This is a genomic window from Ferdinandcohnia sp. FSL W7-1320 (assembly GCF_038050315.1).
Taxonomy (GTDB): Bacteria; Bacillota; Bacilli; order Bacillales; family Bacillaceae_L; genus Ferdinandcohnia; species Ferdinandcohnia aciditolerans.
The window spans coordinates 339,050-363,089 of record NZ_JBBPAM010000001.1 but is presented as its reverse complement, the minus strand read 5'-3'; the positions used below and the strand labels follow the sequence as shown (position 1 = coordinate 363,089).

General features: G+C 40.8%; 15 protein-coding genes, 3 rRNA genes, 1 pseudogene and 3 riboswitches. Of the genes and pseudogenes, 1 reads left to right on the top strand and 18 read right to left on the bottom strand.

Annotation, left to right across the window (positions count from 1 at the left end):
- Positions 1–3 precede the first annotated feature (3 nt).
- From purK to NST91_RS01820, 4 genes are all read right to left on the bottom strand, one after another.
- Positions 4–1,149, bottom strand: coding sequence for a 5-(carboxyamino)imidazole ribonucleotide synthase (purK, locus tag NST91_RS01835; RefSeq protein WP_445724475.1), 1,146 nt, complete (start codon positions 1,147–1,149; stop codon positions 4–6).
- Positions 1,136–1,624 (bottom strand): 5-(carboxyamino)imidazole ribonucleotide mutase, encoded by a 489-nt coding sequence (gene purE, locus NST91_RS01830; RefSeq protein ID WP_341329756.1) that lies wholly within the window; start codon positions 1,622–1,624, stop codon positions 1,136–1,138. The genes purK and purE overlap by 14 nt, the downstream gene beginning before the upstream one ends.
- A 227-nt stretch (positions 1,625–1,851) precedes the next feature.
- Positions 1,852–1,953, bottom strand: a riboswitch (purine riboswitch).
- A 74-nt stretch (positions 1,954–2,027) separates the two neighbouring features.
- Complete coding sequence (locus NST91_RS01825) at positions 2,028–2,225, bottom strand: NETI motif-containing protein (RefSeq protein WP_341329755.1); 198 nt, start codon at positions 2,223–2,225, stop codon at positions 2,028–2,030.
- A complete protein-coding gene (locus tag NST91_RS01820; RefSeq protein WP_341329754.1) occupies positions 2,222–2,764 on the bottom strand; it encodes a DUF2179 domain-containing protein in 543 nt (180 codons plus the stop codon). The genes NST91_RS01825 and NST91_RS01820 overlap by 4 nt, the downstream gene beginning before the upstream one ends.
- Positions 2,765–2,953: 189 nt before the next feature.
- Between NST91_RS01820 and NST91_RS01815 the strand changes: the two genes are divergently transcribed.
- Positions 2,954–3,388: an Hsp20/alpha crystallin family protein gene (locus NST91_RS01815; RefSeq protein WP_341329753.1), complete on the top strand. Its 435-nt coding sequence runs from the start codon at positions 2,954–2,956 to the stop codon at positions 3,386–3,388.
- Positions 3,389–3,424: 36 nt separating this feature from the next.
- On the opposite strand, the gene NST91_RS01810 is transcribed toward NST91_RS01815, so the two are convergent.
- From NST91_RS01810 to NST91_RS01750, 14 genes and pseudogenes are all read right to left on the bottom strand, one after another.
- Entirely contained in the window at positions 3,425–3,730 is a 306-nt protein-coding gene (locus tag NST91_RS01810) for a DUF3784 domain-containing protein (RefSeq protein WP_341329752.1), read from the bottom strand.
- Positions 3,731–5,747: 2,017 nt separating this feature from the next.
- A 5S ribosomal RNA gene (gene rrf, locus NST91_RS01805) occupies positions 5,748–5,863 on the bottom strand.
- 62 nt (positions 5,864–5,925) lie between these two features.
- A 23S ribosomal RNA gene (locus NST91_RS01800) occupies positions 5,926–8,857 on the bottom strand.
- A gap of 281 nt (positions 8,858–9,138) precedes the next feature.
- Positions 9,139–10,690: ribosomal RNA gene (locus tag NST91_RS01795) — 16S ribosomal RNA — on the bottom strand.
- The 16S, 23S and 5S rRNA genes sit together here, the layout of an rRNA operon.
- Before the next feature lie 348 nt (positions 10,691–11,038).
- The gene (locus NST91_RS01790; RefSeq protein WP_341329751.1) at positions 11,039–12,361 is read right to left on the bottom strand and encodes an NCS2 family permease; all 1,323 of its coding nucleotides are present in this window, start codon (positions 12,359–12,361) and stop codon (positions 11,039–11,041) included.
- A gap of 150 nt (positions 12,362–12,511) precedes the next feature.
- A riboswitch (purine riboswitch) is annotated at positions 12,512–12,614 on the bottom strand.
- Between the two features lie 85 nt (positions 12,615–12,699).
- Positions 12,700–14,220 (bottom strand): glutamine-hydrolyzing GMP synthase, encoded by a 1,521-nt coding sequence (gene guaA / locus NST91_RS01785; protein WP_341333468.1) that lies wholly within the window; start codon positions 14,218–14,220, stop codon positions 12,700–12,702.
- A gap of 304 nt (positions 14,221–14,524) precedes the next feature.
- Positions 14,525–14,626, bottom strand: a riboswitch (purine riboswitch).
- A gap of 34 nt (positions 14,627–14,660) precedes the next feature.
- A complete protein-coding gene (locus tag NST91_RS26265; protein ID WP_440274818.1) occupies positions 14,661–14,984 on the bottom strand; it encodes a DUF4129 domain-containing protein in 324 nt (107 codons plus the stop codon).
- Positions 14,985–15,224: 240 nt separating this feature from the next.
- Positions 15,225–16,838, bottom strand: a pseudogene (locus tag NST91_RS01780) (transglutaminase TgpA family protein); the annotation flags it as partial.
- A 230-nt stretch (positions 16,839–17,068) separates the two neighbouring features.
- On the bottom strand, positions 17,069–18,298 hold the full coding sequence (locus NST91_RS01775; protein ID WP_341329749.1) for a DUF58 domain-containing protein: 1,230 nt from the start codon (positions 18,296–18,298) through the stop codon (positions 17,069–17,071).
- Positions 18,298–19,260, bottom strand: coding sequence for an AAA family ATPase (locus tag NST91_RS01770; protein ID WP_341329748.1), 963 nt, complete (start codon positions 19,258–19,260; stop codon positions 18,298–18,300). The genes NST91_RS01775 and NST91_RS01770 overlap by 1 nt, the downstream gene beginning before the upstream one ends.
- A 174-nt stretch (positions 19,261–19,434) precedes the next feature.
- On the bottom strand, positions 19,435–20,607 hold the full coding sequence (locus NST91_RS01765) for a quaternary amine ABC transporter ATP-binding protein (RefSeq protein WP_341329747.1): 1,173 nt from the start codon (positions 20,605–20,607) through the stop codon (positions 19,435–19,437).
- Between the two features lie 2 nt (positions 20,608–20,609).
- The gene (locus tag NST91_RS01760; RefSeq protein WP_121449556.1) at positions 20,610–21,467 is read right to left on the bottom strand and encodes an ABC transporter permease subunit; all 858 of its coding nucleotides are present in this window, start codon (positions 21,465–21,467) and stop codon (positions 20,610–20,612) included.
- Positions 21,468–21,562: 95 nt separating this feature from the next.
- The gene (locus NST91_RS01755) at positions 21,563–22,573 is read right to left on the bottom strand and encodes an ABC transporter substrate-binding protein (RefSeq protein ID WP_341329746.1); all 1,011 of its coding nucleotides are present in this window, start codon (positions 22,571–22,573) and stop codon (positions 21,563–21,565) included.
- A 657-nt stretch (positions 22,574–23,230) separates the two neighbouring features.
- A complete protein-coding gene (locus NST91_RS01750) occupies positions 23,231–23,605 on the bottom strand; it encodes a hypothetical protein (protein WP_341329745.1) in 375 nt (124 codons plus the stop codon).
- Positions 23,606–24,040 lie beyond the last annotated feature (435 nt).

The window sequence follows — 24,040 nt, the reverse complement described above, 5'->3', positions numbered from 1 at the left end:
TCCTTAAATGCGGATATGTGAATCATGCCAAATTTGTAAGATATCTGACTTTTTCAAAGCCTCTTCCACTGTTTGTCCTAAGACGGTAACATGCCCCATCTTTCTCTTCACTTTTGCTTCGGCTTTACCATATAAATGAACCTTCACACTTGATAATTGTGATACTTTCTCAAGTAATGGCTGTACATGCTCACCAAGAATGTTTGTCATCACAACAGGACGTAACAGAGTTGTTTCTCCAAGCGGCCAATTACATACTGAGCGAACATGCTGCTCAAATTGTGAAGTTTCACATGCATCGATTGAATAGTGACCAGAGTTATGTGGACGTGGTGCCAATTCATTGATATAGATTTCGCCATCCTCAGTCACAAACATTTCAACCGCTAATGTTCCTACTAATTGAAATTCGGAAGCAAGCTTCATCGCCATTTCTTTTGCCTTAGTTTCTCTTATTTCAGAAATTCTAGCCGGAACAATTGATTGGTGTAGGATATTCTCAACGTGAATGTTTTCTGCTACTGGGAAAGCCTTTACCTCTCCTGCTGGATTTCGTGTAACAATGACAGAAACTTCTTTCTGAAACGGAACCCATGCTTCCAAGATGCAACCCCCAGAATCCAGAAGTTTTCCTGCTAATTCTATATCTTCCTTCTGTTTTAAAACAAATTGACCTTTTCCGTCATAGCCTCCACGGCATGTTTTTAACACGGAAGGAAATCCAATTTCCTCGACTGCCTCAGCTAATTGCTCTTGATTCTCCACAAGTCGAAACGGTGCAACTTGTAAGCCAATTTCCTGAATCGCACTCTTTTCAGTACCACGATCTTGTGTAATTCTTAAAAGGTGGCTCCCTTGTGGTAGGTTTGCATTTTCCTCAAGCCATGTAAGAGCCTCATAATCTATATTTTCAAATTCATACGTAATGACATCACTAACGCTTGCCAATTCCTTGATAGCCTCTAGGTCATCATAATTAGCCGTAATTTCAATATCAGCCACCTGTCCACACGGGGAATTTGGCGTTGGGTCCAAAACGGCCACAAGAAAACCCATTTCCTTAGCCGAAATGGCCATCATTCGTCCAAGCTGACCACCACCAATAATTCCAATCGTTTGGCCCGGTAAAATTTGCTTATTCAAGTTCATCACTACTTTCAAGTACTTGAATTTTTTTGTTTTCTCTTATATCAACGAGCTTCTGATCCCACTCTGGATTAGATGTCCCAAGAATCGAAGCTGCTAGTAATCCTGCATTTGTTGCGCCTGCTTTACCAATCGCAACCGTTGCAACTGGTACTCCACCTGGCATTTGAACAATTGACAATAATGAATCAAGTCCATTTAATGCACGTGATTGAACCGGAACCCCGATTACTGGTAGAGTTGTTTTTGCTGCAACCATACCCGGTAAATGCGCAGCACCACCAGCTCCCGCAATGATGACCTTAATGCCTCGTTCTTTTGCTTTTTCTGCATATTCAAACATAAGGTCTGGAGTACGGTGAGCAGAAACTACCTTTTTTTCATAAGGAATTCCAATATCCTCTAAAACATTGCACGCTTCTTTCATCGTTTCCCAATCAGAAGTACTTCCCATAATTACACCAACTACTGGATTCATAAGATCCTCCTAAATTGTCATAAATCAAATACACCTTGGCGTATTTTCGCCCAGATTGTTATTCGAGTTCGCTCGAATAATTTCCTTTAAAAATCTGAGCCTTCCATTATTTCAATAAAAATAGCCGTTAGTATAAGATAAAAGTTAAAATAAAAATGCCCAGGAAAAAGACTGATTTCCAAAAAGGGAAAGCAATCCTACCTGGGCATTCTATATCAAGAATAGGTAAAATTATACTTTTCCCTCATAGTCCAATAATTTACGGTTATCGGGTAGAAACTTATGGGCCATATTCCCAAGATTATATGAGGTATTTTTTCTAACCTAATCTTATCAACATAGTGGCTCAATTGTCAATTAATATCGAACGTTTTACAAAAATTTCATTTTTAATGTTCGTGTTTTACTGCAATATCCCTTCAAAAACTATCTTTCTCCCACAAGGTTCGACGACAATCCCCCCATTACGCGTCACCTCCTGAAAGACAGGTTCTTCCATTCTCCTAACAGGCAAATACCCTTCTGCCTTCATTCGGTCGAGGCATTGATCAATCGTTTCATTTTGTTTGACTTCAAATTTTTGCTTTTTTGGTTTACTCATGTTTCAAGCTTTCCTCTCCTAACAGCCTTCACCCAGAATCCGCCATGAATGGCCTTTGGTTCATACGTAATCACAAACGCCTTCGGATCCATATCAGTAATGGTTTTATATAATTTCATCTCATATTTGCGAGGAGTTAAAATCGTCATCGACAATCTGTCTCCCTCTCTACCCTGGGTTTGCCATGTCGTAACTCCGTATCCCTCATCGCGCAGTTTTTTCGGCAAATCCATCTCATATTCCTTAGTAATTACATTTACTGTAATATATCCGAGCGCAAGCTTCTCTTCAATCTTCATCCCAACAATAACACCGATTCCGTAACCTACTGCATACGCCACTAAATTTTGAATTTGATTTAAATTATCTAGTACCAAACCAAGACCCACGACATAAATAACAACCTCAACCGTACTAATTAATGCAGCTAAATACCGCTGCCCCTTCAACGTCAAGATCATCCGAATCGTAAAAAAAGACACATACACAATATTAATCACTAAAATAATGAGGACCATTACATATGCATTCGATAACAAATTTACTCCCCCTTCGGAAACTTTCCTTCTCTTAGCTTACCAAAGTATTCATTTTACTAAACATTTTCCCTAAAGAATACTACCCGAAACATATTTTTCCACGAAATTTCCTAGTAGGCACATACCTAATTGAAATCTCATATACTACTTTAGTTGAATTATGTATTTTTGAGGAGGGAACAACAGCCCATGAAAATGGACCAATTTAAAAATATGAATAATTGGAGAAAGCAATGGGACCATTTTTTTGGTGATGAATTTTGGAATGAATTTACCCCATTTTTCGATAACGCCCATTCTCAACTAAACCTTTACCAAGGAGATAATGAGCTACTGGTCGTCCTAAGCCTACCAGGGTTAACAAAAGTTGAGGATGTCGACATTTATGTAAACCATCAAACACTCGAAGTACAAGGAAAAATCAATTTGAACTTTAAAGGCTTTGATATCATTCAAGAAGGTATTTTCCAAGGAAGCTTTCAACGAGAAATACAACTCCCCTACACGGTAAAAGAAGATCGGATTAAAGCAAGCTATAAAAGAGGACTCCTACTCGTACACCTTCATAAGCAAATCCCCGATGACTCCCGTAAAAAAATAGAGGTAGTAGATAGAGACAAATAAATGGGAAAATCCCTCACGATTCAGTGGGGGATTCGATTATTTTGGGCGATTGAGTTGATTTACATAAATAATTAGGAGTATAGTTCCAACAAAAGTAATTGCTCCGAAAAGAAGTCCTACCCATTCACTTATAAATTCTAAACCAAATGGAAGCAATATGGTAAGAACACCGATAATAATCGTAAACACACCTACTGCTTTTGCTAACTTCTCCTTATCTCCTTTAAACGTTTCTTCATTATATCCGGCGATTAAAGAAAGAATCTTCTTCTTCCATGTCAAATACCCCATAAAAATACATAAAAGCCCGACAATAAAACAGATGATGAATCCAGCAAGCATTTGAGGTCCTCCTCTGTTATTTGATGTTTATATTGGTATTACGGATTAATGGTGTCGGAGGTTTCAGGATTATATTTTTTGGGGAGTTGGTATGGGATATTAAAATAAGTTGGTGAGATAGGGCGGAGTTGGTTAGGCAAATTTGGGGGATGAGTGTTTTTTTGGCATAAGGATTGATATCTTTACCTATATGTGGTTGGGATTTCTTTATTTTTTCTAATTGTTCGCTTTCTTATAAAGCTAACTGGTTTGGAGTTTCCTGAATTTATCCATTTGCGAGCCTCTTTATGAGACTTACTGGTTCGGAGTATCCTAATTTCATCCATTTGCGAGCCTCTTTATGAGACTTACTGGTTCGGGGTTCACTAATTTTATCCAACTGCTTGCCTCTTTCCGAGGCTTGCTGGTTCGGAGTATCCTAATTTCATCCATTTGCGAGCCTCTTTATGAGACTTACTGGTTCGGGGTTCACTAATTTTATCCAACTGCTTGCCTCTTTCCGAGGCTTGCTGGTTCGGAGTATCCTAATTTCATCCATTTGCGAGCCTCTTTATGAGACTTACTGGTTCGGGGTTCACTAATTTTATCCAGTTGTAGAACTCTTTCCAAGGCTTGCTGATTTACATATATAAAATGCTTTTCAGTTCAATTTGATTTCACTTTATTCAATTTGCAGCTCTTTCCGTGTTTGTCTATCATGTTTCTCTTTTTATAGAACATTTGAGAAAAAGCGTTTGTTACATTATTCTTTCAAACAAAAAAGACCAACCATAACGGTTGATCTTTAAATTGCCTAGCGACGTCCTACTCTCACAGGGGCAATGCCCCAACTACCATCGGCGCAAGAGCTTAACTTCCGTGTTCAGTGGTCGGCTTCCGATGTGCGGCAGATTTCTGCGTCAGCTGCGCTCACTCCAATCCTCATGTACATAGTACATTCCGGTTGTCGCTCCCTTGCTTCCTTGAACTCTTTGCTCCTCGAAACCCGACCTATTCTATTTGATAGCCTTATTTCCGTAAAAACTTCTTTTACACCACAAAACCTTACGGTTTTGAAAAAACAAAAAAGACCAACCATAACGGTTGATCTCTTAATTGCCTAGCGACGTCCTACTCTCACAGGGGCAATGCCCCAACTACCATCGGCGCAAGAGCTTAACTTCCGTGTCCGGTGGTCGGCTTCCGATGAGCGGCAGATTTCTGCGTCAGCTGCGCTCACTCCAATCCTCATGTACACAGTACATTCCGGTTGTCGCTCCCTTGCTTCCTTGAACTCTTTGCTCCTCGAAACCCGACCTATTCTATTTTTTATTCTTATTTCTGTAAATCGCTTCTTTTACTCCACAAAACCTTTCGGTTTTGAAAAACAAAAAAGACCAACCATAACGGTTGATCTTTCGTTTGCCTAGCGACGTCCTACTCTCACAGGGACAAAGTCCCAACTACCATCGGCGCAAGAGCTTAACTTCCGTGTTCGGTGGTCAGCTTCCGATGAGCGGCAGATTTCTGCGTCAGCTGCGCTCACTCCAATCCTCATGTACACAGTACATTCCGGTTGTCGCTCCCTTGCTTCCTTGAACTCTTTGCTCCTCGAAACCCGACTTATTCTATTTTTTATTCTTATTTTTGTAAATAGCTTCTTTTACTCCACAAAACCTTTCGGTTTTGAAAAACAAAAAAAGACCAACCATAACAGTTGATCTTTCGTTTGCCTAGCGACGTCCTACTCTCACAGGGACAAAGTCCCAACTACCATCGGCGCAAGAGCTTAACTTCCGTGTTCGGTGGTCGGCTTCCGATGAGCGGCAGATTTCTGCGTCAGCTGCGCTCACTCCAATCCTCATGTACACAGTACATTCCGGTTGTCGCTCCCTTGTTTCCTTGAACTCTTTGCTCCTCGAAACCCGACCTATTCTATTTTTTATTCTTATTTCTGTAAATCGCTTCTTTTACTCCACAAAACCTTTCGGTTTTGAAAAATAAAAAAAGACCAACCATAACGGTTGATCTCTTAATTGCCTAGCGACGTCCTACTCTCACAGGGGCAATGCCCCAACTACCATCGGCGCTGAAGAGCTTAACTTCCGTGTTCGGTATGGGAACGGGTGTGACCTCTTCGCTATCGCCACTAGACTATATGAAGGATTCATTCCTTCAAAACTAGATAACGTACGTACATTCATCTTCAAAGTATTTTGGTTAAGTCCTCGATCGATTAGTATCAGTCAGCTGCACATGTCACCATGCTTCCACCTCTGACCTATCAACCTCGTCATCTTCGAGGGATCTTACTAGTTTAACACTATGGGAAATCTCATCTTGAGGGGGGCTTCATGCTTAGATGCTTTCAGCACTTATCCCTTCCACACATAGCTACCCAGCTATGCCCTTGGCAGAACAACTGGTACACCAGCGGTGTGTCCATCCCGGTCCTCTCGTACTAAGGACAGCTCCTCTCAAATTTCCTACGCCCACGACGGATAGGGACCGAACTGTCTCACGACGTTCTGAACCCAGCTCGCGTACCGCTTTAATGGGCGAACAGCCCAACCCTTGGGACCGACTACAGCCCCAGGATGCGATGAGCCGACATCGAGGTGCCAAACCTCCCCGTCGATGTGGACTCTTGGGGGAGATAAGCCTGTTATCCCCGGGGTAGCTTTTATCCGTTGAGCGATGGCCCTTCCATGCGGAACCACCGGATCACTAAGCCCGACTTTCGTCCCTGCTCGACTTGTAGGTCTCGCAGTCAAGCTCCCTTGTGCCTTTACACTCTACGAATGATTTCCAACCATTCTGAGGGAACCTTTGGGCGCCTCCGTTACTTTTTAGGAGGCGACCGCCCCAGTCAAACTGCCCACCTGACACTGTCTCCAAGGCCGATAAGGCCTTCGGGTTAGAATTTCAATACAGCCAGGGTAGTATCCCACCGATGCCTCCACCGAAGCTGGCGCTCCGGCTTCCAAGGCTCCTACCTATCCTGTACAAGCTGTACCAAAATTCAATATCAGGCTGCAGTAAAGCTCCACGGGGTCTTTCCGTCCTGTCGCGGGTAACCTGCATCTTCACAGGTACTATAATTTCACCGAGTCTCTCGTTGAGACAGTGCCCAGATCGTTACACCTTTCGTGCGGGTCAGAACTTACCTGACAAGGAATTTCGCTACCTTAGGACCGTTATAGTTACGGCCGCCGTTTACTGGGGCTTCGATTCAGAGCTTCGCTTGCGCTAACCCCTCCTCTTAACCTTCCAGCACCGGGCAGGTGTCAGCCCCTATACTTCGCCTTGCGGCTTCGCAGAGACCTGTGTTTTTGCTAAACAGTCGCCTGGGCCTATTCACTGCGGCTCTTCAGGGCTATGCACCCTAAAAAGCACCCCTTCTCCCGAAGTTACGGGGTCATTTTGCCGAGTTCCTTAACGAGAGTTCTCTCGATCACCTTAGGATTCTCTCCTCGCCTACCTGTGTCGGTTTGCGGTACGGGCACCATTTACCTCGCTAGAAGCTTTTCTTGGCAGTGTGGAATCAGGAACTTCGGTACTATATTTCCCTCGCCATCACAGCTCAACCTTACGGTAAGCGGATTTGCCTACTTACCAGTCTAACTGCTTGGACGCACATATCCAACAGTGCGCTTACCCTATCCTCCTGCGTCCCTCCATCGCTCAAACGGTAAAGAGGTGGTACAGGAATATCAACCTGTTGTCCATCGCCTACGCTTTTCAGCCTCGGCTTAGGTCCCGACTAACCCTGAGCGGACGAGCCTTCCTCAGGAAACCTTAGGCATTCGGTGGATGGGATTCTCACCCATCTTTCGCTACTCATACCGGCATTCTCACTTCTAAGCGCTCCACCAGTCCTCACGGTCTGACTTCACGGCACTTAGAACGCTCTCCTACCATTGTTCGTAAGAACAATCCACAGCTTCGGTGATACGTTTAGCCCCGGTACATTTTCGGCGCAGAGTCACTCGACCAGTGAGCTATTACGCACTCTTTAAATGGTGGCTGCTTCTAAGCCAACATCCTGGTTGTCTAAGCAACTCCACATCCTTTTCCACTTAACGTATACTTTGGGACCTTAGCTGGTGGTCTGGGCTGTTTCCCTCTTGACTACGGATCTTATCACTCGCAGTCTGACTCCCGAGAATCAAGTCTTTGGCATTCGGAGTTTGACTGAATTCGGTAACCCGATGAGGGCCCCTAGTCCAATCAGTGCTCTACCTCCAAGACTCTATACTCGAGGCTAGCCCTAAAGCTATTTCGGAGAGAACCAGCTATCTCCAAGTTCGATTGGAATTTCTCCGCTACCCACACCTCATCCCCGCACTTTTCAACGTGCGTGGGTTCGGGCCTCCATTCAGTGTTACCTGAACTTCACCCTGGACATGGGTAGATCACCTGGTTTCGGGTCTACGACCACGTACTATTTCGCCCTATTCAGACTCGCTTTCGCTGCGGCTCCGTCTCTTCAACTTAACCTTGCACGGGATCGTAACTCGCCGGTTCATTCTACAAAAGGCACGCCATCACACATAAATGTGCTTTGACTACTTGTAGGCACACGGTTTCAGGTTCTATTTCACTCCCCTCCCGGGGTGCTTTTCACCTTTCCCTCACGGTACTGGTTCACTATCGGTCACTAGGGAGTATTTAGCCTTGGGAGATGGTCCTCCCAGCTTCCGACGGGATTTCTCGTGTCCCGCCGTACTCAGGATCCACTCAAGAGAGAACGAAGTTTCGACTACAGGGTTGTTACCTTCTCTGACGGACCTTTCCAGGTCACTTCGTCTACTTCGCTCTTTTGTAACTCCGTATAGAGTGTCCTACAACCCCAAGAGGCAAGCCTCTTGGTTTGGGCTATCTTCCGTTTCGCTCGCCGCTACTCAGGAAATCGCGTTTGCTTTCTCTTCCTCCGGGTACTAAGATGTTTCAGTTCCCCGGGTCTACCTTCTCTTACCCTATGTATTCAGGTAAGGATACTGCCCCATTACGAGCAGTGGGTTTCCCCATTCGGAAATCTTCGGATCAATGCTTACTTACAGCTCCCCGAAGCATATCGGTGTTAGTACCGTCCTTCATCGGCTCCTAGTGCCAAGGCATCCACCGTGCGCCCTTCATAACTTAACCTATTTCGGCTTCGATAAGCTGCAAATTTCTTCGTTGACTCGCTTCCTCCGCTGCTCATGCACCCTAAAGTGCACTCCGCTGCTCGAAAACTCGTCGCCTCGAAATTCTTGCTTCTCGTGCGCCTTTAAGTTTTAAAGAACTTTTACTACTTCAATGAATGTTTTGTTACGTTATCTAGTTTTCAAGGAACGACATTTTGAAAGCACAAAAAAAGCACTCTCAAAACTGACCACAATACAAAACGTCTTTTTATGAAGTTCGTAGAACTTCAGTTTCCTTAGAAAGGAGGTGATCCAGCCGCACCTTCCGATACGGCTACCTTGTTACGACTTCACCCCAATCATCTGTCCCACCTTAGGCGGCTGGCTCCTTGCGGTTACCCCACCGACTTCGGGTGTTACAAACTCTCGTGGTGTGACGGGCGGTGTGTACAAGGCCCGGGAACGTATTCACCGCGGCATGCTGATCCGCGATTACTAGCGATTCCGGCTTCATGCAGGCGAGTTGCAGCCTGCAATCCGAACTGAGAATGGTTTTATGGGATTGGCTTAACCTCGCGGTTTCGCTGCCCTTTGTACCATCCATTGTAGCACGTGTGTAGCCCAGGTCATAAGGGGCATGATGATTTGACGTCATCCCCACCTTCCTCCGGTTTGTCACCGGCAGTCACCTTAGAGTGCCCAACTGAATGCTGGCAACTAAGATCAAGGGTTGCGCTCGTTGCGGGACTTAACCCAACATCTCACGACACGAGCTGACGACAACCATGCACCACCTGTCACCGTGTCCCCCGAAGGGGAAAGCCCTATCTCTAGAGTTGTCACGGGATGTCAAGACCTGGTAAGGTTCTTCGCGTTGCTTCGAATTAAACCACATGCTCCACCGCTTGTGCGGGCCCCCGTCAATTCCTTTGAGTTTCAGTCTTGCGACCGTACTCCCCAGGCGGAGTGCTTAATGCGTTTGCTGCAGCACTAAAGGGCGGAAACCCTCTAACACTTAGCACTCATCGTTTACGGCGTGGACTACCAGGGTATCTAATCCTGTTCGCTCCCCACGCTTTCGCGCCTCAGCGTCAGTTACAGACCAGAGAGCCGCCTTCGCCACTGGTGTTCCTCCACATCTCTACGCATTTCACCGCTACACGTGGAATTCCGCTCTCCTCTTCTGCACTCAAGTCCCCCAGTTTCCAATGACCCTCCACGGTTGAGCCGTGGGCTTTCACATCAGACTTAAAGGACCGCCTGCGCGCGCTTTACGCCCAATAATTCCGGATAACGCTTGCCACCTACGTATTACCGCGGCTGCTGGCACGTAGTTAGCCGTGGCTTTCTGGTTAGGTACCGTCAAGGTACCGCCCTATTCGAACGGTACTTGTTCTTCCCTAACAACAGAGCTTTACGATCCGAAGACCTTCTTCGCTCACGCGGCGTTGCTCCGTCAGACTTTCGTCCATTGCGGAAGATTCCCTACTGCTGCCTCCCGTAGGAGTCTGGGCCGTGTCTCAGTCCCAGTGTGGCCGATCACCCTCTCAGGTCGGCTACGCATCGTCGCCTTGGTGAGCCATTACCTCACCAACTAGCTAATGCGCCGCGGGCCCATCTATAAGTGATAGCTAAAAGCCATCTTTCAATATGAGACCATGTGGTCTCATATGTTATCCGGTATTAGCTCCGGTTTCCCGAAGTTATCCCAGTCTTATAGGCAGGTTGCCCACGTGTTACTCACCCGTCCGCCGCTAACCTTTGGGAGCAAGCTCCCAAAGGTTCGCTCGACTTGCATGTATTAGGCACGCCGCCAGCGTTCATCCTGAGCCAGGATCAAACTCTCCAATAAGAGTATTGATTGCTCAATAGTTTGTTACTTTTGAATTAAACGTTGACGCTTGTATTGTGTTCAGTTTTCAAAGAACTTTTTAATCAGCTGTTCATCAGCGACTTTTATAATATATCATCTTTAAAAGTCTATGTCAACACCTTTTAAAAAGTGTTTCATTTTTCGAGGTGCTGCAACAGCGACCTACTTAATATACCAAGTTTAAGGTTTACCGTCAACCTATTTTTTTCTAGAATATTTTACTATATCATCCTAGTTATTACACATCTCGACAAATACTAATCATAAAAGATAGGACAAAATAAAAAAAGATACCAGACTTTTAAATCTGGTATCCCTTCATTTATTTTAAACTAAGAAGATAAAATATAAGATAAAGACAATGAATAAACCGTACATAATAGGGTGGATTTCTTTTGTTCTTCCTTTAACTATCATAGTGATAGGGTAAAAGATAAATCCAATTGCAATACCAGTTGCAATACTTGAAGTTAAAGGCATTGTCAGGATTGTTAAGAATGCCGGAACAGCAATCTCGAACTTTTTCCATTCAATATCGCCTAATGTTGCAACCATTAAGACTCCAACAATAATTAAAGCTGGTGATGTAACAGCTGGTGTTACAATACCTAATAATGGAGAGAAGAATAATGCTAGTAAGAAAAATAATGCTGTCACAACTGAAGCAAATCCTGATCTTGCACCAGCAGCAACACCTGCTGTTGATTCAACGTAAGAAGTTGTTGAAGAAGTTCCTAAGATTGCTCCAATTACTGTACCAGTAGAATCTGATACTAACGCTCTTCCTGCACGAGGAAGTTTATTATTTTTCATGATACCCGCTTGATTCGCTACCCCTACTAATGTTCCAGCTGTATCAAAGAAGTCAACGAACATTAATGTAAGAATAACAATCAGCATGTCCATTGTAAAAATATCTCCGAAGTTAGCAAATGCTGCTCCGAATGTAGGAGCTAGACTTGGTACAGAGCTAACAACTTTATCTGGTACCTCAATTAAATTAACAATCATTCCAACAATAGCTGTGATTACCATACCGATAAATACAGCTCCGTTTACTTTACGAACCATTAATATTACTGTAATAACAAGACCAAAAATAGTTAATAAAGTGTTTCCGTTTGATAGATCACCCAACGCTACTAGAGTAGCTGGATCTGCAATTACAATCCCTGCGTTTTTAAATCCTATAAATGTTATAAATAATCCAATCCCCGCTCCAACTGCGAGCTTTAGGTTTTGTGGGATAGCATCGATAATCTTTTCACGGATGCGTGTTAACGTTAGGAGAACCAAAAAGATTCCTGATACTAATACACCCGTTAAAGCAGTTTGCCATGAAATTCCCATTCCTAATACAACTGAATAAGCGAAGAATGCGTTTAGTCCCATACCAGGAGCTAAAGCAACAGGGTATTTTGCAACAACCCCCATAATAAGTGTACCAATCGCAGCTGCAAGTGCTGTTGCAACAAATACTGCGTTAGCATCCATTCTTAACTCTGACGGTAAATCGGGTACATCACTTAATGATAAAATTGATGGGTTAACGAATAAGATATAAGCCATGGATAAAAACGTTGTTAGTCCACCAATGATTTCTCGTTTGTAAGTAGTTCCAAGCTCATCGAATTGAAAATACTTTTTCATAAATAGATTCCCTCTCCCTTTGATCCATATCGTCGTACTTAAGAGCTTCGATTTGATAATAAGCGCATAAAAGCGCCTCAGATTAATATCTGAAGCGCTTGACATCAAGGATAACGATAGAAAAGGAGAATCATAGTTAATTGACACTCTTCATTATCAGTTATACCTCGTAGTCAAGCTAATTTACGGTAGCCTGGTAGAAACTTTTGGGCCATATCCCCAAGATTATACGACGTATTTCAACAAAATCTGATTTCGATTTTATTATATGACAATATACCTAGAGAGTCAACCTAAAAACGAACATTAATTTAAATTTATTTTATATCGTTCGTGTATTATTCCCACTCAATTGTTGCTGGTGGCTTGCTTGTAATATCATACACAACTCTGTTTACATGATTTACTTCATTTACGATTCTTGTCGAAATGACTTCGAGAACGTCCCATGGGATACGAGCCCAGTCTGATGTCATTCCATCAATTGAAGTCACTGCACGAATACCAATTGTGTAATCATAAGTTCTTGCATCACCCATTACACCAACACTTCGGATATCAGGAAGGACAGTAAAGTATTGCCAAATTTCACGCTCTAACCCTGCTTTTCGGATCTCTTCACGTAAGATGTAATCTGATTCACGAACAATCTCCAGTTTTTCATCTGATATTTCGCCTAAAACACGAATACCTAATCCAGGTCCTGGGAATGGTTGGCGCCATACGATTTCATCTGGAATACCAAGTTCCGTTCCAAGTGCACGTACTTCATCTTTAAATAAAGTATTAAGTGGTTCGATTAATTTGAACTGCATGTCTTCTGGTAATCCACCAACATTATGATGTGATTTGATTGTTTGTGCAGTAGCAGTTCCACTTTCAATAATGTCTGTGTAAAGAGTACCTTGTGCTAGGAAGTCGATCCCTTCTAGCTTTGCAGCTTCATCATCAAATACATAGATAAACTCATTACCAATGATTTTACGTTTTTGCTCTGGGTCGCTTACACCTTTTAGTTTATTTAAGAAGCGATCCTTTGCATCGATTTTAATGACATTCATATGGAAGCCTTCACTAAAAGTCTTCATTACACTTTCGGCCTCTCCCTTACGAAGCAAGCCATGATCAACAAACATACATGTTAATTGGTCGCCTATTGCTTTATGAATTAAAACAGCGACAACTGAAGAATCTACACCACCACTAAGTGCGCAAAGAACTTTCTTATCGCCCACTGTTTGACGGATTTTCTCCATTTCAATTTCAATGAAGTTTTCCATTGACCAGCTTTCTGAACATCCACAAGTTCCGAAAACAAAGTTTTTAAGAAGATCATTTCCGTACACTGAATGGCGTACCTCTGGATGGAACTGAACACCATATAATTTACGTGCTTCATCACTCATCGCTGAAATTGGGCAAGATGGGCTAACTGCATCAACTGTAAAGCCTTCTGGCGTTTCAACTACTAAATCCCCATGGCTCATCCATACTACTTGATCATTTGGGAGATTTGTAAAAAGCGCTGATTCATTTTGAACAGTAATTGTTGCTTTTCCGTACTCGCGATTATGTGCTTTTTCTACACGGCCGCCGAAGTGTTGTGTCATAAGTTGCATTCCGTAGCAGATTCCTAACACAGGAATACCTAAATCAAAAATTTTCTCATCGCATCTGAATGAGTTTTCATCATACACACTATTCGGTCCACCAGATAAGATAATTCCCTTTGGTTGCATTGCTTTAATTTCTTCAACTGTCAAAGTGTGAGGATGGAGTTCACTATAAACACCAAATTCACGGATTCTGCGAGTAATTAATTGATTGTATTGACTACCGAAATCTAAAACAACGATCATTTCTTGAACGTTATCCACAAAATCACCTCATTATATTTTGTAATATACCCACCAGATATTATGCATATCAAATTCGCCTTGGCGAATTTGCGCCAAGATTTTTTAGGCCCACACGGAGTGGGTCACAAAGACGTTGCCACAGGAAGTGGCGCCTTTAGTCTTTGATCCTAAGTTCGAAAACTTACCTTTGAAAATCGTATGTCTCCGCCGGAGGCTTTTTTTACCTTTATTTAGTATGGTACTGAGTAAAGGTAAAAAAAAAGAATTCCACCTAATAAAAAGGCAGAATTCTAGGTCACGTACCCTATAGAATAGCTGCCTTCATAGTCAGACCATTTACGGTGGCCCGGTAGAAACTTTCGATCCATATTATCGAGGATATACGAAGGATACTTCTATTAAAAATTGTGGTTTAATTCTACCAACCAGGTACTTATTGGTCAAGATGATATCTTTTTAATTAAATTTTCCCATAATTCAACTGATTTTACCCACTCAACAGCAGCATTGTCTTTGCGGTATAGGGCACGTTCATAGTTTAATGTTAATTGTTCCATTTCATGTCCTTTATAAAACTTATCAACTTGAACAGAGTATTCCCTTAATGTTTGCCCTTCTCTTCTCGGGAAGCCTACTCGTGACAATTGTTTTAGCAAGGCATTATAGGCTTTAAAATATGTCTCTTCATCTTTCGCATTTTTGTATAACCAGATATAAAGATATGGAATCCATTTTTTTCGAGTACGAAATACAAGATACCCCATCAAGGAGATGCTTAATAGGAACATCAGAACATATTTCCATGAGAAAGTGTCTACTATCGTTTCAAAGATGCTCGTTTCATTCTCTTCTGACGTTGGTGTAGCAATAGTTTCTTCAACCTCTTCTTCTTCAGGGACTACCTCTGGTGCAGTTTGTGGCGTTTGGCTGTTTGCATTACCTGTCATTGATAAATCATAAGAAAATAAATTTGAGTTACTAAATCCTTTTGTTGGCTCAAATGGAACCCATCCAAATTCCGGAAAATATACCTCAACCCAGGAGTGTGCATTATTGTTTGTGATTTCATATGAATTTAATTCCACTCGCTGCCCTTCTGTATAGCCTTTTACCCATCTTGCCGGTATGTCCACTGCACGTAATAGGACAACCATTGAAGTTGAAAAGTTATCACAATAGCCTATTTTTGTATCAAACAAGAACTGATCGACATAGTCCTCATCCACTGTTGGAATGGCCACATTTTGCGTATCATATGCAAAGCCATTGACTTGAAAATAGCCCTCGACTGCCTTTACTTTATCGTATCGATTCGTCTGTGAGCTCGTGATTTCTACTGCAAGTTCTTTTACACGTTCAGGGAGGTCAACAGGTAATTGAGTATATCTTTCTTTAAAATTGTTATCCTGCTCAAGGCCACCTGACTGTACGACCTCTTTTAAATGGTTAATATAGTATTTCGGATACTGATAATTTAGCTTATACTTATCCAATTTGACTTCATCTTCGCCTCTTAAAGTCGAAATTTTTTCGGATAGTGGGTTAACGCTAAAATAGATATCCGGGTCTGTCTCAACTGAAGTTAACCCTAATGGATACACGATATGGGAATACTTTAGATCCATTTGAATCTCCGTTTCGAATTCCTCAACCTCTGTTTTTGGCTCATACCAATTCAACACGGTATTTTCAACATTAAAGGTTTCCCTATCAGCTGAACCAGATAATTTCCAACCCTTCCCTGTGTAGGTATCCTTAGATTCAACTCGCCAATAATGGCGTTTTTCTGTCTCTGCAGTGAACACAACTGTATCATCCGCGATAAATGGCCCACCTAGACTTTGATCATTGGTTCCATATCCGATTTTCTTTATCCCATTGATGGAGCCGTTCGTATTTTCTTGCCCATATCCCTTTAAAAATGGAACCGGGTCTGGCCATTGAGGAGATGCTTTCGGTGAAACATAACCAATAAATGTTGAAAATAAAATAAATAGGACTAATGGTATTGCCCATTTTTTCCCGATGTTTACATGATTAGAAAGCTCTTTATCCTTTAAACGCTCAAATTGTAAAATCCCAAGCATAAAAAATCCAATAAAGACCGTTCGAATAATAGCTGCTTTTGCATCATATGGGCTAAATGTATCAATCACCGTGATATAAACGATAGTTAATACGAAAAACAGCAGTATTCTTTTTTGATGAGTAAACCAATAATGTAGCAAATAACTCATTAACCAAAGTAAAATGAAAAAGAGAATCGTCCGAAAGATCGGCGTCATCCCTAACCAATTCGCTTGGAACATAAGCCCAATGTTCTTCATAAAATCACTAATAAATATACCTAACCATGTTGAATCTAAAAAATCATATTTAAAATACAAAGAATGAATCATATAGAAAATAAGGAATATTTTAATCAATGCACTAAACACAAAAGGCACCCGCAGAAATAATAATAGAAAGCTGACACCAATGAAAATGACAAACCCTGCAGTTTCCTTTGTATCTGTCACCGTTTCAAGTGGCCTCAACCATTCCCAAAGTAAGAGAAAACCAAATATATTTAACAATAGGTTTCGAACATCTCGTTTTGCTGGAATTTTAGGCTTCATGATTTCCTCCCTCCTGAATCAAATGCGCCTTGGCGTATTTGCGCCCAGATTTTTTGGCCCACACAAGGTGGGTCACAAAGACGTTGCCACAGGACGAGGCGTACTTAGTCTTTGATCTTATGATCGTGAAATTTCCTTTGAAAATCTGTGGCATTCACCGGAGGCTTAACTATATTCAGCCAAGATTTGAATCTCTACAAAATTGAAAATTTCATTTCATTTATCCCCACCTATTGAAGTTTCGAATTTTGCTGAATAGAGTTAAATACTTCGGTAAAATGTCCTTCATAGACGACTTTTGTAAATACATGATGCTTTCTGATTGCTTCGAGGACACCAAATTCAGCCTGCGTCAGCTGTATTCCTCTTTCTTTGACCACAAAAAGCTGTAAGTCAGCGTTTCGCATCGAAAACCTGCCTACTAAATGAATCGTATCCTGACTTAATTCACTTGTGACCACCATGAAAGTTACAGGCTGGTAATTTTTTTTGATTTCTGATTCCACAATTTGCGAAAATGATAGCGGACTATTGTCTTTTACTTTCGCAAGGTGGTGATAAATTGCTTGTTGCTGGGATTCTCCACTTTTTAACGGGAAGATAGCTTGGTCTTCCCCAATCGAGATAAATGAAACCTGTGCCCCTTTTCTTAATATCGCTTTCGTTAGTGAGGCTGTAAAGGATACAATCTGTTCAAAATGGGCTGATTCTGATCGATCCATGAATAAAACAACATCATGACTTTGCTGCTGCTCAAATTCTTTCGTCATAATTCCATTTCGTCTAGCCGAAGCCTTCCAATCAATCCATGAGAATCGGTCACCAGGGATATATTCCCGCACACCGATTGCAATTGCTGTATCCCGCTGTAATCTTACGTTTGAGGAAGTCATACCCTGTTCAAAGCGACTTTCCTGTTGTCGGTAAAGCATATCTACGTACTGTGGATATACTAAAAACTGGTCACGTACCGGCATATTGGCTTCTTTTTCAATAAGTCCGAATAAATCTCCTGTCTTAATTCGGATTCCCTCTAAGAGATGCTCCCCCCGCGGGACTGAGCTAAACTTGTATTTGTAAGTTAACTCCCGCTTAAACCAAGGGAACAGGATCACCTTTGATTGTTTCGATTCTTCATATTTTTTCAATTGAGGTGGAAGAAGCTCCTCAATAATTAGATACATAAGTGGGAAAGGAATTTTTCTCCGAATCAAGATTGTTGCTTCAAATTCCTCTCCTGCTACATACTCACCCTTTCTGATGTGACGTTCCAGTTTAAAATCTTTAATAGGATAGATTGATAGAACAAAAGAATACAATCCAAATGGGATAAAACTATAAAATAGAAACCAGCTTACGAACCCACCTTGAAACATCGCATATACAAATGTAGCTACAATCAGAAGAAAAATATTGACGAGTTTCCCCATTTCTTTAAGTTTTCGAAATAGTCTCCTCATTAACGATTCAACGACCTTTGTACTGGAATTGGTGTTCTTTCAATGATTTTCGATACTACTTTTTCAGTTGTCATTCCTTCAAATCTTGCTTCTGATTTTAATATGATTCGATGTGGAAGAACATATAACGCAAGATATTGAATATCATCCGGTATCACAAAATCCCTACCGTGTATCAAAGCATAGGCCTGAGATGCCCGCATTAATGCAATCGACCCACGCGGACTAGCTCCTAAATAAACGGAACTATGCTCTCTCGTTCGACTTACTAAATCTACAATATATTCTTTAATTGTTTGGTCAACATAAACTTCTTTTGCTTCATTTTGAAGAGAAATTAGTTCTTCAAGTGTAATTACCGCTTCGAGTTTTTCAATTGGCTTGGACTTTTCCGCTCGATTCAATACCTCAATTTCCTCATTAACAGATGGATACCCCATTTTCATTTTTAATAGAAAACGATCGAGCTGTGCTTCTGGCAGTGGGTATGTTCCTTCATATTCAATTGGGTTTTGGGTTGCCATAACAAAGAAAGGCTTAGGTAACATACGGGTTACTCCGTCAACAGTAATACTGCTTTCTTCCATTCCCTCAAGTAGGGCCGATTGTGTCTTCGGAGAAGTTCTGTTGATTTCGTCCGCAAGTACAATATGGCCAATAATTGGACCAGGTCTGAACTCAAATTGAAGTTCTTTCGGATTATAGATGGACGTTCCAGTTACATCAGACGGCAATAGGTCGGGCGTAAACTGAATCCGCTTGAATTCCGCACTTACTGATTTTGCGAGTGAACGTACCATCATCGTCTTCCCGACACCTGGTACATCCTCTAATAAGACATGTCCCTCTGACAATAATGCAACCAAACTCAGTGTGGCTACATCTCTTTTTCCGATCATTACTTTTTCAATGTTTTCAATTACTTTTCCTAAAACAGGATGTAATATATCAAGCTGCGCCATTTTCCGTCCCCCTATTTACCTAGCATCTTCTTACAATATATGTAACCATTATACTATCGACCATATTATGATTTCTATGGGGAACCAACAATTCCCTTTATAATTAGAGGTTACTAAAAAAAAAAATGACTCAGATTCATAAAATAATCTGAGTCATAGTAAGTTAGTTATCTATTAGACTAAACTTGATAAAACATGAACCCGAAGGATAATCCCTAATAGTCGAGAATCCTCGTCTACTACAGCTAGAGGGAACTTTGTCTCCAATGCCTTCGGAATAATATCTTGGATATATTCATCCTTCGATACTTTAAAGATATCATCTCGAAGCACATCGGTCAGTGTCTTCTTTTCCTTTATGCCTTCAATGCAATCGTCAATCGTCACTATTCCTTGTAGTTGTCGATGCTTGTTTACAACGAATACACTAGATATACCATTCTTCTGCATTTCTTTTACAGCAACCTGTAACCCATCTTTTAAAGAAACCATTGCACTTGACTTAATCATGACATGCTCAGCTTGTAATACTTTTGAGCGATCAATATCCTTTATAAATTCAGTGATATAGTCATTCGCGGGTGTCTCAATGATTTCCTCTGGTGTACCAATTTGCTCAACGACACCATCCTTCATAACAGCTACTCGATCTCCAAGTTTAAAAGCTTCATTGATATCATGTGTAATAAAGATGATTGTCTTTTGAAGCTTGTCCTGAAGTTCTAAAAGTTCGAGTTGCATTTCTCTACGGATGAGTGGATCAAGAGCACTGAAAGGCTCATCCATTAATAGAATATCCGGATCATTCGCTAACGCACGCGCCAATCCAACACGCTGCTGCATCCCACCAGAGAGTTCACCTGGATATTTATCTTCATATCCTTTTAACCCTACACTTTCAATATTGTTCAAGGCAATGTCTCTACGTTCTTCTTTTGAGATATTTTTAATTTCAAGGCCATATTCAACATTTGCTAAGACTGTTCGGTGGCTGAATAAGCCGAAGTGCTGGAATACCATTGCAATTTTTTCCTGCCTGAATTTTTTCAATTGGGATGAATTGTAGCGAACAACATCTTCGCCATCTACATAGATAGACCCAGAGGTTGGTTTATTTAAAAGGTTAAAGCAGCGAATTAAGGTAGACTTACCACTACCGGACAGCCCCATAATGACAAAAATTTCACCTTTTTCGATCTCCATTGATGCGTTATAAACACCAACGGTATGATTTGTTTTTTCTAATATTTCTTTTTTACTCATTCCTTTTTCCACCATCGGAATGATAGATTTTGGTTTCGATCCAAATATTTTTGAGACGTTTTCTATTTTAATTTTTGTTTCCATAGTTAAGACCCCCTGTGTTTCTGGAAGGAATTCGCTACTCCTGATGTTACGCGGTCAATAATGATAGCTAGAAACACAATACTAATTCCTGCTTCAAATCCGAGTGCCATATCAATACGGTTAATCGCAATTAGAACCTGTTCACCTAATCCCTTTGCACCTACCATTGACGCAATAACAACCATTGCAAGTGCCATCATCGTTGTTTGGTTTACCCCTGCCATAATCGTCGGAAGTGCCTGTGGTAATTGGACCTTTGTGAGCATTTGCCATCTCGAAGAACCAAATGATTGAGCAGATTCAATGACGTCTTCATCAACATTCCGTATGGCGAGCTCAGTTAATCGAATAACTGGTGGCAATGCATAAATTAACGTAGCAAATACAGCCGAAACATTTCCTAGACTGAAGAAGAAAATGGCCGGAATCAAATAAACAAAACTTGGCATGGTTTGCATGGCATCAAGGATTGGTCTCATGATGATGGAGAACTTTTTACTAAACGCCATCCATACCCCAACTGGAATCCCGATGATCAACGAAATGACTACGGAGGTTAAGACGATGGCAATCGTAATCATCAATACATCCCAAAGTCCAAATGTTCCTATTAAGAAGATAAAGAATGCATATAAAACACCGGAAAGAGCAGATTTAAAGCGCCATCCTAAAAGGAAAATAATGATTAAGAAGAGCCACCACGGAATGAAGCTAAGAAAACTATCAATTCCATTGATTGTTTGAGAGGAGATAAGATGTATGAAATCAAAAAAACCTTCGAATGTTGTATCTATCCACTTTATAAATTTTTCAACGTATTTACCTAGAAAATCCCATCGTATATCTGGAAAACTACCCATAAACAGGTTACTTGATGTAACCATTCACCTCACTTTTTTTCGACAAAAATCTTTGAAAAATGTAGTAGTTGGCAGCACCAACTACTACAAATATATTATTCTAATGAACTTTTTACTTTTTCTGCAATATCTTCCGGAACCCAAGGAGTCCAGATGTCTTCGTGCTGCTTCATCCACCAATCAGCAGCCTCTTCGGCGGAAGCATCATTCTCATTCATATAGTTAAGTGCTTCTTCAGTTAAGTCGTTACTCGTTTCATAATTTTTTAGGAACTCCACAACCTCTGGTGCTTGTTCAGGCATGTCCTTATGAACTGCTACAACAACATCGTTCGGTGGGAATGCAGTACCAAAATCTTTGTTCCATTGTTCTTCGTTATATTCTGGTTCTTCTAAAAGAGTTAGATCATATTTTGCTGTTACCCATGTTGGAGACCAATAGTATCCAACCCAACCTTCACCTTTCTCATAAGCATCAACAAGCGTTGCAACTGCACTTGAATCTGAACCAGGACTAATATAACTAAATGTTTCATCTAATCCATAGGTTTCGTATTTTGCTGTCATTGTTTCGTTAACTGCCCAACCAGTAGGAGCCCCTACAATTCGTCCTTTGCTTGAATCCTCAGGGTCTGGGAAAACCTCAGGGTATTTTTTCAAATCTTCAACCGTTTTTAAATCTGGAGCTAACGGCTCAATTCCTCTTTCTTCGTCCCCTTCAATGACATAAGTCGGAACATACAGCCCTTGGCTATTATCATTAAAGTTTGTAGATACTTCTTCAATATCTCCAGCATCTGTCATTTCTTTATAAAGCTCTTTGACATTATCCGTCCATACTTCCATATAGACATTAATGTCACCTTGACGTAGACCTTCTAATGTTGCAGGTGTTGAACCCACAGTCACCTCTGTGTCATAACCGTATCCTTCTTCAAGGATTCTTTGCGCTATGCTGTTATGGAAGCGAATACTATCCCAACCAGCATCAGCTAACACAATTTTGTCTAACTTTTCTGGTTCTCCATCTCCTGAAGAGCCTTCACTACTACAACCTACTAAGGCTAGTAATAAAACGGTTAGTAATGTAAATAACTTTCGTTTCATAAATAATTTTCTCCCCTTTTTTAATTTGTAAGTAAACCTATAAACTTACTGAGTTTATATCAAGAATAACCCCAAAATGAATACATATTCATTTTCAAGCGATAACAAATTCCTCCTTATGTTTATAAAAAACTTCCCTATTGAATTTTATGGTTGATTAGAATAATAGATAGGTATAATTCATTATTCAGCCAGGCGAAAAATGCAGAGGATTTGTAAAGGCTACATTTTTCAGGACGTTTGAGGATATATCTTTTGAACTATTGTTCTTAGAGGGAATATGCACTATTTGTTTAACAGCGATAACTTTTTAGGGCTACATTAAAAGTATAGAGGAATAATAAATTTCGGACAAACCTGATAATCTAGCATATCTCATGATAAACTAGCATATTTCGTTCTTTCGAAAAATTTGAGTGGGAAAAGTGGTTTATCCTTCCAAGATACTCCCAAATCCTCTAATATCCTCCGGATGTGCTGAAATTTTCAGTTTTTTTATCAAAATATACTATATGTAGTATCCTTATAGTGCCTTCGTACCGTATTTGGGAAGTATAACTCGATACGACCTAACTTCTCTCTTCACATGACGATAAGACAAAGAAAACCAGGTCTCGTTCTTCGAGAGCCTGGTTGTAGTCTTTCCTACTATTCAATTTACCTTTTTTTCTTCTGCAAGTACTTTTCATTGATTACGAGCACTTTTCCATCTTCAACAGGTCTGTATTTTCGAAACCTAAATTTATTTTTTTCAAATATGATATTCCCGACAACATAAATCGGCAGGATGATAAACAAGTTAATAAGCATTTGTAGCAGCAAGTTTATTTCATTCTCAAATATATAAATTGTAAATACGATATGAAAAGCAAACGACACCATTAACACAATAAGCACATTACATATATGGAACGCAATCACGCTCGTTTTTTCGCGAAACATTCGCTCTAGTTCAGCTTTGAAAAAAAGCGAAATAAACACTGAGATCCCTATCGCAATAAGGGTCACTACATATGTAAAAACTAATTGCATTTCACCTAATCCCTCGCCCTCATATCACTATAATTTCTTAGAACAAAAGAGTGATTATATATCCACATTGTAACACATCCTATATGAAAGAGGTCCTTAACAAAATGATAAAACGGAGGAAATAAAGCATGGAAAATGAAAAAGCAGATCGTTTGCGGTCGCAACTCGAGGAAGCCCTTCAACCGATTATCGACCGATTAGATTGTTTGGAAATGATGTTGCAAGAAGTGTTAACAAATAAAGGATAAAGGGAATTGCGTTTTACCCGAATTATTGATTATTTTTTTAGATTCAGCTTCATCCGAACAGATAAACGAAAATAATTCCCTTAACAAAAAAAGCCTATAGTGAAGAAATAAATGCTTCTACTATAGACTCACTAAAATTTTTTTAAAAAAAGTATTGCTATCTATATTCTATTTATTTTACACTTAT

Bases quoted from the DNA above. Each gene is read 5' to 3' on its own strand.
- NST91_RS01775 (WP_341329749.1), bottom strand. From the start codon at position 18,298: ATGAGGAGACTATTTCGAAAACTTAAAGAAATGGGGAAACTCGTCAAT.
- NST91_RS01755 (WP_341329746.1), bottom strand. From the start codon at position 22,573: ATGAAACGAAAGTTATTTACATTACTAACCGTTTTATTACTAGCCTTA.
- NST91_RS01810 (WP_341329752.1), bottom strand. From the start codon at position 3,730: ATGCTTGCTGGATTCATCATCTGTTTTATTGTCGGGCTTTTATGTATT.
- NST91_RS01760 (WP_121449556.1), bottom strand. From the start codon at position 21,467: ATGGGTAGTTTTCCAGATATACGATGGGATTTTCTAGGTAAATACGTT.
- NST91_RS26265 (WP_440274818.1), bottom strand. From the start codon at position 14,984: ATGGGGTATCTTGTATTTCGTACTCGAAAAAAATGGATTCCATATCTT.
- NST91_RS01750 (WP_341329745.1), bottom strand. From the start codon at position 23,605: ATGCAATTAGTTTTTACATATGTAGTGACCCTTATTGCGATAGGGATC.
- purE (WP_341329756.1), bottom strand. From the start codon at position 1,624: ATGAATCCAGTAGTTGGTGTAATTATGGGAAGTACTTCTGATTGGGAA.
- NST91_RS01765 (WP_341329747.1), bottom strand. From the start codon at position 20,607: ATGGAAACAAAAATTAAAATAGAAAACGTCTCAAAAATATTTGGATCG.
- NST91_RS01770 (WP_341329748.1), bottom strand. From the start codon at position 19,260: ATGGCGCAGCTTGATATATTACATCCTGTTTTAGGAAAAGTAATTGAA.
- NST91_RS01790 (WP_341329751.1), bottom strand. From the start codon at position 12,361: ATGAAAAAGTATTTTCAATTCGATGAGCTTGGAACTACTTACAAACGA.
- purK (WP_445724475.1), bottom strand. From the start codon at position 1,149: ATGAACTTGAATAAGCAAATTTTACCGGGCCAAACGATTGGAATTATT.
- guaA (WP_341333468.1), bottom strand. From the start codon at position 14,220: ATGATCGTTGTTTTAGATTTCGGTAGTCAATACAATCAATTAATTACT.
- NST91_RS01815 (WP_341329753.1), top strand. From the start codon at position 2,954: ATGAAAATGGACCAATTTAAAAATATGAATAATTGGAGAAAGCAATGG.
- NST91_RS01825 (WP_341329755.1), bottom strand. From the start codon at position 2,225: ATGAGTAAACCAAAAAAGCAAAAATTTGAAGTCAAACAAAATGAAACG.